The sequence below is a fragment of the Cryobacterium sp. Hb1 genome, assembly GCF_004403585.1.
In the GTDB taxonomy this organism is placed as follows: Bacteria; Actinomycetota; Actinomycetes; order Actinomycetales; family Microbacteriaceae; genus Cryobacterium; species Cryobacterium lyxosi.
Genome location: NZ_SOHI01000031.1, coordinates 1 through 9,860, shown reverse-complemented (window position 1 = coordinate 9,860; position 9,860 = coordinate 1). Strand labels below are relative to the sequence as shown.

The 9,860-nt window shown below is 60.9% G+C and carries 10 protein-coding genes and 1 pseudogene; 5 read left to right on the top strand and 6 right to left on the bottom strand.

From position 1 onward, the window contains the following. Nucleotides 1-101: 101 nt before the first annotated feature. Nucleotides 102-515 (bottom strand): annotated as a pseudogene (locus E3T38_RS13930) (transposase); the annotation flags it as partial. Nucleotides 516-1,082: 567 nt separating this feature from the next. Here E3T38_RS13930 and E3T38_RS13925 point away from each other — a divergent pair. Next, nucleotides 1,083-2,480, top strand: coding sequence for a S8 family peptidase (locus E3T38_RS13925; RefSeq protein WP_198417355.1), 1,398 nt, complete (start codon nt 1,083-1,085; stop codon nt 2,478-2,480). A 93-nt stretch (nt 2,481-2,573) separates the two neighbouring features. Here E3T38_RS13925 and E3T38_RS13920 read toward each other — a convergent pair whose 3' ends face one another. Together E3T38_RS13920 and E3T38_RS13915 are read right to left on the bottom strand one after the other, a co-directional pair. Beyond that, nucleotides 2,574-2,906 carry a GNAT family N-acetyltransferase gene (locus E3T38_RS13920; RefSeq protein WP_166805525.1) on the bottom strand — a complete coding sequence of 111 codons (333 nt, stop codon included), beginning with the start codon at nt 2,904-2,906 and terminating at the stop codon, nt 2,574-2,576. 124 nt (nt 2,907-3,030) lie between these two features. After that, the gene (locus tag E3T38_RS13915; RefSeq protein ID WP_134548741.1) at nt 3,031-3,585 is read right to left on the bottom strand and encodes a recombinase family protein; all 555 of its coding nucleotides are present in this window, start codon (nt 3,583-3,585) and stop codon (nt 3,031-3,033) included. Between the two features lie 274 nt (nt 3,586-3,859). Between E3T38_RS13915 and E3T38_RS13910 the strand changes: the two genes are divergently transcribed. Both E3T38_RS13910 and E3T38_RS13905 read left to right on the top strand, forming a co-directional pair. Further along, the gene (locus tag E3T38_RS13910; RefSeq protein WP_134548740.1) at nt 3,860-4,054 is read left to right on the top strand and encodes a hypothetical protein; all 195 of its coding nucleotides are present in this window, start codon (nt 3,860-3,862) and stop codon (nt 4,052-4,054) included. A 186-nt stretch (nt 4,055-4,240) separates the two neighbouring features. Further along, the gene (locus E3T38_RS13905) at nt 4,241-4,714 is read left to right on the top strand and encodes a DUF1990 family protein (RefSeq protein WP_134548739.1); all 474 of its coding nucleotides are present in this window, start codon (nt 4,241-4,243) and stop codon (nt 4,712-4,714) included. A 727-nt stretch (nt 4,715-5,441) separates the two neighbouring features. On the opposite strand, the gene E3T38_RS13900 is transcribed toward E3T38_RS13905, so the two are convergent. After that, on the bottom strand, nt 5,442-6,035 hold the full coding sequence (locus tag E3T38_RS13900; protein ID WP_134548738.1) for an RNA polymerase sigma factor: 594 nt from the start codon (nt 6,033-6,035) through the stop codon (nt 5,442-5,444). A gap of 291 nt (nt 6,036-6,326) precedes the next feature. Between E3T38_RS13900 and E3T38_RS13895 the strand changes: the two genes are divergently transcribed. Continuing rightward, nucleotides 6,327-6,800: a hypothetical protein gene (locus E3T38_RS13895; RefSeq protein ID WP_134548737.1), complete on the top strand. Its 474-nt coding sequence runs from the start codon at nt 6,327-6,329 to the stop codon at nt 6,798-6,800. Between the two features lie 126 nt (nt 6,801-6,926). Here E3T38_RS13895 and E3T38_RS13890 read toward each other — a convergent pair whose 3' ends face one another. Both E3T38_RS13890 and E3T38_RS13885 read right to left on the bottom strand, forming a co-directional pair. Next, nucleotides 6,927-7,361, bottom strand: coding sequence for a hypothetical protein (locus E3T38_RS13890; protein ID WP_241984490.1), 435 nt, complete (start codon nt 7,359-7,361; stop codon nt 6,927-6,929). Continuing rightward, nucleotides 7,358-7,777: a VOC family protein gene (locus E3T38_RS13885; RefSeq protein WP_241984489.1), complete on the bottom strand. Its 420-nt coding sequence runs from the start codon at nt 7,775-7,777 to the stop codon at nt 7,358-7,360. Before E3T38_RS13885 ends, E3T38_RS13890 begins: the two co-directional genes overlap by 4 nt. Nucleotides 7,778-7,841: 64 nt before the next feature. Between E3T38_RS13885 and E3T38_RS13880 the strand changes: the two genes are divergently transcribed. Next, complete coding sequence (locus E3T38_RS13880; RefSeq protein WP_134548735.1) at nt 7,842-8,786, top strand: YafY family protein; 945 nt, start codon at nt 7,842-7,844, stop codon at nt 8,784-8,786. Nucleotides 8,787-9,860 lie beyond the last annotated feature (1,074 nt).

The following is a 9,860-nucleotide window of genomic DNA, read 5'->3' as shown; positions in this document are numbered from 1 at the left end:
GCGAGGGCCAGTTTTGTCATGAGTCACGACCACGGTGGAGCGACCAACACCAACTCTGCCAGCCAGTCCCGGACCAGCCACCCCAAGACTCACAGTCTTTGTCAAGTAGTTGTGAGCGTGGGGAGGGGGACTCGTTCCTGATACGTGGTGTGGTCGCGGAGCATGGCCCAGAGGACGTTGATGCGTCGGCGGGCGAGCGCAAGGAGGGCCTGTTTGTGGCTCTTGCCTTCACGGCGTTTGCGGTCGTAAAAGGTCCGTGACGCGGGGCTGTTCTTCAGGCTCGAGAGCGCCGCGAGATAGCAGGTTCGGAGCAAGCGGCGGTTGCAGCGGCGGGGCCGGTGCAGGTTGCCGCTGATGCGGCCGGAGTCCCTGGGTGCGGGCGCGAGGCCGGCGACAGTGGCGAGCCGGTCTGCGGAATCGAACGCGTCCATGGTGCCCCCGGTCGCGGCGAGGAATATCGCGCCGAGTAGGGGGCCAAAGCCGGGCATGCTGATGATGATTTCAGCGTCAGCGTGTTGCTGGAACAAGCTAGCGATCTGGTTGTCGAGTTCGGTCAGGGTGTGGTCGATGTTTTGGAGTTGGGCGGCGAGGCGGGCGACCAACATGGCGCCCATCGGTTGGGTCGTGAGGTTAGTGTGTTGGGCGGGCGGGGCTGCGTTACCCGAACGCTGACCTGCGCCGCATCGACTTGCTCGACGAGTGCGACCCTGAACCGGCAGCTCCTGGCCCTGCTCGGCACCTGCCCTTCGTGGGCCGGCAGCAGAACGTCGTCTTCCAAGGGTTCACCGGGTCGGGGAAGTCGTATCTGGGTGGCGCGCTGCCCAGGGCGGATAGGACGGCGAGGCTGGGCTCGGGCATCAGGTGGAGGCGCGGCAGGAAGTAGAGGGCGGTGCCACTGACCCCCAAGGCTGAACATTGGGCTGTATCACAGCAGCCCGCGAAGCGCAGTCCCCTCATGAGCCGACGTGTGATCATCTGCGGCAAGTCATACCTTTCAATTGCCCCTGTGTTGAACGCTCAATATGGGCAAAGTCATTGGTGACTACTTGGCAATCCACTACCCACAAGGAAAAGGACTTTTCATGCTTAAAGGATTTTTGGAACAGATGCATCTCAAGCTCTTCACCGCAGCGGCTGCCTCGTCGGCGATCCTGATCGGCATGACCGGACTGGCCCTTAGCACGCCCGCTTCGGCCGCTCCCGCCCCACAAGCCAACGGTACCGCTGCTGCCGCAGTCCCCGGCGAGGTCGTCGTCGGCTACGTGGCCGGCGCCTCCGCCGACCAGCGCGAGCGTGCTCGCGGGCACGCCTCGGCACGGTTCGCCGAGCGCATCGTCGCCGCCGCCGCCGACCGCACCGAGGTCGAGCTCGTCCGTCTGCCGCAGGGCAAGAACCTGAACCAGGCGATCGCGCAGCTGAAGGGTGACCCTGCCGTCGCCTACGCCGAGCCGAACTACGTCCTGACCCACCAGGCCACCGCCACCGACCCCATCTTCACCAGCACCAATACCTCCCAGGACCTCTGGGGCATGTACGGCGACGCCTCGACCCCCGCCAACGCCTACGGCAGCCAGGCCGCCGAGGCCTGGACCGCCGGCCACACGGGGTCGAAGAGCGTCTACGTCGGGATCATCGACGAGGGCATCCAGTACACCCACCCCGAGCTCTCCGGGCAGGTCTGGACCAACCCCTACGAGACCGCGGCGGACGGCGTGGACAACGACGGCAACGGCTACGTCGACGACGTCAACGGCTGGGACTTCGCCAACAGCGACAACACCATCTATGACGGTGGCTCCAGCGGCTCGCTCGACGACCACGGCACGCACGTGTCCGGGACCATCGGCGCCAAGGCCAACAACGGGCAAGGCGTAGCCGGCATGAACTGGGACGTGACCCTGATCAGCGGCAAGTTCCTCGGCCGCCAGGGCGGATCCCTGGCCGCCGCGGTCAAGTCGGTCGACTACTTCACCGACCTCAAGACCCGCCACGGCCTGAACATCGTGGCGACCAACAACAGCTGGGGCGGCGGCGCCTTCTCCCAGACCCTGCTCGACGCCATCACGCGCGCCAACGCCGCAAACATCCTGTTCGTCGCGGCCGCCGGCAACAGCGGCACGAACAACGACACGACGGCGTCCTACCCGTCCAACTACGACGTCGCCAACGTCATCGCAGTCGCCGCCATCGACCGCAATGGGGCGCTGGCGTCCTTCAGCCAGTACGGCGCCACGACCGTCGACCTCGGCGCCCCCGGAGTCGGTGTCTGGTCGACGACCGCCTTCAACACCTACTCGTCCTACAACGGCACCTCAATGGCCACGCCACACGTCACGGGCGCGGCCGCCCTCTACGCCTCCACGCACCCCGGTGCGACAGCGGCGCAGATCAAGAGCGCGATCCTGAGCTCGGTCGTCCCGACGGCCTCCCTCAGCGGCAAGACGGTCACCGGCGGACGGCTCAACGTCAGCGGCTTCTGACCTAGAAGATGGTCAGCGGGTGTGGTCGGGGCGAAAGCCCGGACCGCACCCGCTTCTCGTTGCCGAGCGCCGTCTCCAAGACTCACTGACAGTTCACGACGCCACGCTCAATCCTTGGCGCCAGAAATCCGGTAACAGCCGATACCCCAGTTCTGCTTGTCCTCGCTCATCATCGTCCTCCAGCGTGAGGAGCCACCAACCGACGGAGTCTGCACCAACAAAACCCGCCCAGAAACCGAGACCGTTTCGCGCTTCGTCGATACGTTCTTGATGGTGCTCCTCAACTTCCAAACGCTCCCGCGGCTCGCCAGTACCGAGGTAACGCATGACGTCGGGACGTGCGTCCAGGGTGACCTCGAATTCGAGGTGTTCCTCTCCCGGGGGAACAAGAGTCAACCGTTTGGTTTGAAGAGTGCGTTGGATCATCTCCTGACTATTGCAGCCAGGCATTTCCATAGCCAATCTGACCGCGGGCGGCCAACGTGACCGCCCGCGATGGCCACCAACTGCTCGCTCATTTTCGACAGCAGCGTCCCTTTGAGGGTTCGGCTTACGGGCACGTGTGGTCCGCGCAATTGGCGACACGTGTGCCTGGCGCCGGTGAATGCGGCAGGCCGGCGGTGTGTACTTCGAGCAAGTGTTTCTGCTGCGCCACCGACAGTTTGGGCTGTTTACCGCGAAGACGTCCTTTCGCTTTAGCCACCTGCATTCCTTCCCGAGTTCTGGCGCGGATCAGGTCCGACTCGAATTCAGCGACCATTGCCAGGACGTTGAAGAGGAGGCGCCCGACCGGGTCGTTCGGATCATGCACCGCTCCGCCGATACTCAGCTTGACGTCTTTGGCCGTCAGCTCGTCAATGATGTCTTTCGCATCCCTGAGTGAGCGTGCGAGTCTGTCGAGTTTGGCGACGACGAGGGTGTCTCCAGGACGGCAGGCGGCCAGCGCTTCGCGAAGGCCGGGCCGGGCCCGGTTCGTTCCGGTCAGACCATGATCGGTGTAGATCAGTGACGATCTAACGCCCAGTCGTGCCAGGGCGTTTTGTTGGGCGGTGTGATCTTGTTCCTCTGTGGAAACGCGTGCGTATCCAATTAGTAATCCATCCATGGCGAAACCATCCCGCTCTGCTGTGAACGGGGCAATAATCGTCGCATTGGAGGTCCGGCTGCTGGGACACCCGCGTCCACCGTTGATACGATCTTTTATGGCACAAGTCCACGATGATTGCCGTCCTACCGAAGAGCCCGTCTGCCCGGCACCGCAGGATCCACCCCTTCAGGCTTGGCCGTCCGATCTGGACCGCCGTCGGCGTGCACTTTGACCCGAGTAGCCGACTCTGATGGTTCGGAGGCGAACAGGCCACAGCATCGCTGGATGGGGTGTGGTCGGGGCGGGTGTGTTGGTGGTCGGGGTGGTTTTCTACCAGATCATGGATCGCGCATTTTTTATTGACTCCAGTGATGGCACGGACTACACAACAAATATTGAATGGCTGATTCTTGCAGGCGTAGCTTTTGTCACCCTGATCGGCCTTGTTTACCTGTGGGCGTCAAGCTTCTTCGCATCGCCCGACTGACTACTCCTACTAAAGCGTTTGCGGTTGCCGATACGGGCGTTTGTCTGGGACGTCCCCAGCTGGCGGGCTGGGGTGTAAGGATAGGCGGCAGCCGTTCTATTCTGATGAGAGCGGTACTCGCTTCCAGTGGCCGTGCAGTTCGTTACTTCGGTGGAGAGCACGGTTCGCGAGCGAAGGAGATCACGCATGACCAGCCCTGAGCTTCGCGGATGGCCAGAAAGCGACCGCAGATTCATCCGCTCTGAAGTGTCGGCGGTTGTGGGACACGGTGACACCGTTTGGAACCGCGCCGCTCGAGATGTGCTCCGCTGGCGGGTCAAGACTGCGAGCGGTTTTACCGTGGACTCACCCGGTCCAGTGTCGCGCGGTGATCACGTGGTGGTCAGAGCACGGCTCTTCAACATGACCATCATTGAGCCGGTCGAAGTTTTGGACGTTGTCCAGGATCCAGATCGGGTCGGGTTTGCCTACCGAACGTTGCCTGGGCACCCTGTCAACGGCGAGGAAGCGTTTATCGTGCACCGTCACGGCGGGGAGGTGCGCATCACGGTGCGATCGTTGACGCAGGCGGCACCACAGCAGCCCTGGCGAGCCCTCTATCCACTGCTCAAAGTCGCGCAGCGAATAGTGCGCAGGAGCTACTTACGCTCACTTCGCTGAGCTCTCGCCGCCAACAACGACCATTTCGATCTCTGCCAGGTCCTTCGGCATGTGGCCACTGAATGCGTGCAAGACGTTCCCCTTCTGGGACCTGTCCAAGAGTCGTGGGTTGACTGGTTGTGAATCCTCGGAAAATTCACGAGAATCAAGATTCCGTCACGGGGACCCTGATGCCAAGCAAACTATTGAGATTTTGAGGCGAGGCCCAGTTTGCCGCACACGTCCGGGTCACCTGGAATAACGGCCGCTGTCCCGTTCTTCATTACGCACTCCGTTAAGGGGCTGGGGACGGGATGGGAAAAGGTGCGATCGTTATATCCGGGTCCGGGTGGAGTTCCGTTCGGGTAGCTTGCGTCCAGTGAGTGCTGTGCCCAGAGGTCGGAACAAAACCCGATAGCGTCCGCAATGGGTGCCGACCCTCCATCAGTACCATCACGCGTGCCCACGAGCGACACCGCGGTCGTTCCGGGGAAAGACCCGCGCCAGTCCAGTTCGGCACGAGCAAAGCACGCCACTGAGTTCTTATCGGTCACGTTCTGGACCGCAAAAAAAGTGCCAGCGCTTAGGCCGAGTATCAAAAGGGAAGCCGGCACGATGGTCCATGCCCGTTGCACGACTCGGAATCGACGATTTTGTTCTGTGCCGATTTCTGCAACGTCTACAAGTACTACTCGAAGCGCGGCACTTCGCGACTCATCGAAAACTGGAGGGTTTTCATCGTCGGTATTCATCGTGTCTCTCCTAAGGGCTCTTTCAAAGATTCAACGTCGAGGGTGTGTATGAGGCGCCGTTTAGCGCGCATGAGGCGCGCTCGAACGGCACCAGGAGCGATGCCGAGAAGCTCACCAACGTCTGGCGCTGAGAGTTCTTCAAGGACACAAAGCGAGAGAATTTCTTGATCGCGGCGATTTAATCTGCGAAAGGCTTCTTGGACTGTCCTGTGTGCTGGCTCCACCGCGAGCCCGTCCAGAACGCTATTGCTGTGGTCGGGGGCAGGTTCCGGTCGAGGAATTTTGTTGAGCATTCGTTGGTATCGCACTGCGGACCGGAGGCGGTTGCGTGCAACGTTGGTGGCAGTTGCGAGTAGCCAAGCAATAATCGAGCCGTTGACGAGCCGCACTCGTGATTGTCGCCGCCACGCTTCAAGGAATACCATCGCGGTCACATCCTCGGCGTCAACATGTGATCGAACAAGCCTCAGACTGTATCTGAAAACCCTGTCGCGGTGCCGGTCGAAGAGCAAGCCGAACGATTCACCGTCCCCCGCGCGGACGTGCGACCACAACTGTGCGTCGTTCGCGTCTGCGTCGAAGGAGGTCATAACTAATAATGTCCGACCGGCGAAAAAGTGTTACATATCTCGCGTATATGCCTTGTTCGATAATCCGTCGGGAGATCGCGACCTTCACCACGGAGAACGACCTGGATGCCGGCACGCGTTGACGACACTCCCATGCGTCCCGCAGAGGGTTCCCCAAACGGAAACGGATGAAAGTCGCCGATCGACCGTTTGCGTGTCCCACTCGCCGTCCGGCTTGCGGGACCGAGGGGCTGGACGTTTGCGAAGGTGAGCGAACTCTTCAGCGAGGCCTGCGGTCGGTAGGATTTATCCATGCAGCTGGGTTTGGGCACGAGAGCGTCCGTGACGTTGGAGCCTGTTCGATATGAGTTCGCGAACCCTGCCGACGATGAGTGGGATGACAACTGGCTGGTCATCAGCGGGGACGTATCTGCGCCTGACACGGAGTGGCAATTTGCCGTCCCGTGTCTGACAACGTTCGAAGCGAAACAAATTTCGACCTGGCTGCGAAGCGTGGCCGATGGAAGCATCCCCGTAAGCGTCATTGGAGACGCCGGGGTTGTGCCGTCGCTCGAATTCACCGAACCAAATCTTGCGTTCAGCGTTGACAGTTATAAGGACGAGTCGACGTCGGTCAGGGTGCACTTTGCACTTGAAACCAAGCCTGTTGGCCAGAGCAGCGACGACCGGGACCAGTTCTGGGTCGAGGTCGCAGTGACGGCTGCAGACCTTGACTCGGCGGCCGACGAATGGGACAAGGCACTGTCAGTCTTTCCGGACCGCTAGGGGTTCGGCAGACGGCCATTGCATTCGAACCAATTTACAAGTGTCGCGCGGCGCAATCATGGAGTTATGACGCGCACGGGCGCCGCGCTAATCATGGCCACCCGAGGGCAGAACAGCGCACCCGGCTCAGAGATTGGGCAGGGACCCGTAGCTGTTGTTGTAGATCTTGCCGTTCTTCGGGTGCGTGAACTTCAGCCCTGCCCACGTGTCGTCAAGACGCAGGCATGTGCTCTCGACGAGGCCGTGACTGTATCCGATCTCAATGACCTTCGGCAGACTGAGACCTGAGCCCAGCTTCCGCGCCTTCGGCCAGGAGAGCCACAACATGCCCGAAGGCTTCAGATGGAGCTTCAGTGTTGGAAAGATGTCGTGCATCTCGGATTGAGTCACGCTGAAGAAATGGATGTAGTCGAAGTCACCCTCGAGATCCTCACTGACCTCCAACTCCGGAAGCCCGATGGCCTTCAGGGTCGACGCAGGGGCGTTCACGAAGTGGGCCAGCGCGCCCTCTTTGATTCCCATCTTCTCAGCGACAGACCGCGACAGGACATCTTCGCTCATTTCCCGGAAACCTTCTTGAGCACCTCGAGATAGTGCGGGTTACACATAATCCCCAGGATATTGCCGAAAGGATCGACGACGGATGCCGTCACAAATCCTTCACTGCGGTCAGTCGGCGGTTGGTATTCGGTCGCCCCCATCGACAGCAGCTTCTTGAATGACCCCGGCAGGTCGTCCACGTGCCATTGAATGATCTCCCCGGCCGGCCCGTCTGGCACTGGCGGCGCGTACGACGCGTCAATGATTCCAAGCTCGTGCTGATAGTCGCCAACCCTGAACTCCACATAGCCGGGCATCTGAAAGTACGCGTCGATACCCAGCAGCTCGCTGTACCACTTGCGTGCCGCCTCCAGATCGGCGGCGAAATAGCTGACGGTAGCAAAGCCTCGCAACATGTGATTTTCCTTCCGATTCACGTGATGCCAGTCTCCACCAGTAAAGTGCTCACCTTCTGACTACTTTGTTTGCGACAATTGCTTCATGCGCGCAGATCGCCTCGTCGCCACACTCCTGCTGATGCAGGCGCGGGGACGCGTGACAGCGAAGGAAGTAGCTGCTGAGTTTGAGACATCCGTCGCTACGGCGAGGCGTGATCTCGAAGCGCTGTCAGCTGCGGGAATTCCCGTGTACCCACAGGTCGGCCGTGGGGGTGGGTGGCAACTACTCGGCGGCGCTCGCACCGACCTGAGCGGGCTCACATCGGCTGAGGCGCGTGCGCTTTTCCTCCTGGTCGGGCCAGCCGCGTCCGTAGTCCCAGAGGCCAAGTCGGCGCTCCGCAAGCTTGTGCACGCCCTTCCCGACAGCTTTAGAACGGATGCCGAAGCGGCGGCAGAGGCCGTCGTGCTTGACCCCGCGCGGTGGGGCCGGCCCCACCGCGCACAGCCATCACTCGTGACCGAACTCCAGGGCGCTGTCATACAGCGCCGGAAGGTACGCCTGAGGTACCGGGGTTGGGACCGCGACCCGGTCGAAAGACTCTGCGACCCGTGGGGCCTGGTCGAGAAGAACGAGGTGTGGTACCTACTCGGCGGCGTGGATGGCGCCCAGCGAACATTTCGCATCGAGCGGATCATCTGGGCAGTCGTAACCGAAGATCCCGCCGACCGCCCGGACGACTTCGACCTCGCAGAGGCATGGGATACCGTCGTACGCAACGTGAACCAGCAGCGCGAGAGCGCATCCACGATCGTGGTCACAAATACCGCGATATTGCCCTTCCTGCGTGAACAGTTCGGCGAGCTGGCAGTGGAGGACACCGCGATCGACGACCATCGAGCCAGGGTTCGAATCAGTGCGCCGGCCGAAATCATGCTCGCACGTGGCCTCGCTGGATGGGGTGAATACATTGACGTTCTCGAGCCGGCATCCGTGCGCTCGGAACTCATGCGCCTCGGCGCCGCGCTCGTGGAGCGCAATGGGCCGTAGGCCCGGGACCCGCACTCACAATGCCCGTTGAGCGTTCCTCATCGCGGGCGCGCGTCTAGGGAGCAGTTTTGAGCAGCCGGATGACGCGAGGGCGGCCGTCAGTTCACCATTCATCACTGGAACGCTCGTAGTTGCTTTCCAGATTGTGTCCTTCTGACCGGACGATCGTCCCGCGACTACTCATGGTCAAGTAGTCGCCGCACTTCGGGAGAGAAAAGCAAAATATAAGGGCTACTCTTCAAGATCTCGATCGATGCGCTTATCCCGATTCGTTCCAGAAGTTCACAATATTCATGCCAAGGAAGCCGCTCTCCAGCATCCTCTACGATTCCCTCATCGGGCAGCAAGGCCATCGAGACGTGATACCGCAGCTCGGATTCCGCCAACTGCCACTGACGGCCCTTAGGGCGGTAACTTATTCCAAAACCGCGATCACTCCGAAAGGCAACTTGCGAGGAATCGCCAAGGCACGCAAATTCTTGAAGCGAAAAAGAGACCGAGTCTTCAGACGTGTGGTCTATTGAGCACGAAACGCCCAAGCCAATTACGTGCATCCCAGTTCTTCCCCATCCCTGTTTGTCCAAGCCTAACTATTCGAACCAAGTCAGTCCGAGGGCCCGCTCCCAATGCCGCTGTTTCGGAATCTAGAACTTCACAAGGTATTCGAATGGCAAGCACGACTGCGACGTGCACTGTTGTGATCTGCTCCTTCAAAGCGCGATAAGGCCGTCCCGTACAAGGTTCTTCTTGCGGGCCGATTCTTCTACGGGTTTGACGGTCTGGTGGATGACGCTGTGGAATATCGTCGAGGCGCGCCTTTCGCTACACGCATGCGGGGGGCAAGGTGCGACTTTGGAAGGAAAAGTATCTGTTTGCGTGCGCCATGTGAGTTCGTCACGCTATCGTTCGCTGACTGGCGGAGCAGTTTTCTCCGCCGGGTCGCCGGCCGGGAGCCAGACTCGTTGCCTGCAGCGATGGCCTTGCCCCCGGTTAGTGGACACGGGTTAAGCGGCGAGTTGAACTTCCGCGGTCTTTAACGAGTATTGCAGTTCGAAGTCGACGGGGCTGATTTGC

Excerpts from the sequence above, each read along its gene's own strand:
- E3T38_RS13900 (WP_134548738.1), bottom strand. The coding sequence starts at position 6,035 with ATGACCTCCTTCGACGCAGACGCGAACGACGCACAGTTGTGGTCGCAC.
- E3T38_RS13890 (WP_241984490.1), bottom strand. The coding sequence starts at position 7,361 with ATGAGCGAAGATGTCCTGTCGCGGTCTGTCGCTGAGAAGATGGGAATC.
- E3T38_RS13915 (WP_134548741.1), bottom strand. The coding sequence starts at position 3,585 with ATGGATGGATTACTAATTGGATACGCACGCGTTTCCACAGAGGAACAA.
- E3T38_RS13925 (WP_198417355.1), top strand. The coding sequence starts at position 1,083 with ATGCTTAAAGGATTTTTGGAACAGATGCATCTCAAGCTCTTCACCGCA.
- E3T38_RS13895 (WP_134548737.1), top strand. The coding sequence starts at position 6,327 with ATGCAGCTGGGTTTGGGCACGAGAGCGTCCGTGACGTTGGAGCCTGTT.
- E3T38_RS13920 (WP_166805525.1), bottom strand. The coding sequence starts at position 2,906 with ATGATCCAACGCACTCTTCAAACCAAACGGTTGACTCTTGTTCCCCCG.
- E3T38_RS13880 (WP_134548735.1), top strand. The coding sequence starts at position 7,842 with ATGCGCGCAGATCGCCTCGTCGCCACACTCCTGCTGATGCAGGCGCGG.
- E3T38_RS13905 (WP_134548739.1), top strand. The coding sequence starts at position 4,241 with ATGACCAGCCCTGAGCTTCGCGGATGGCCAGAAAGCGACCGCAGATTC.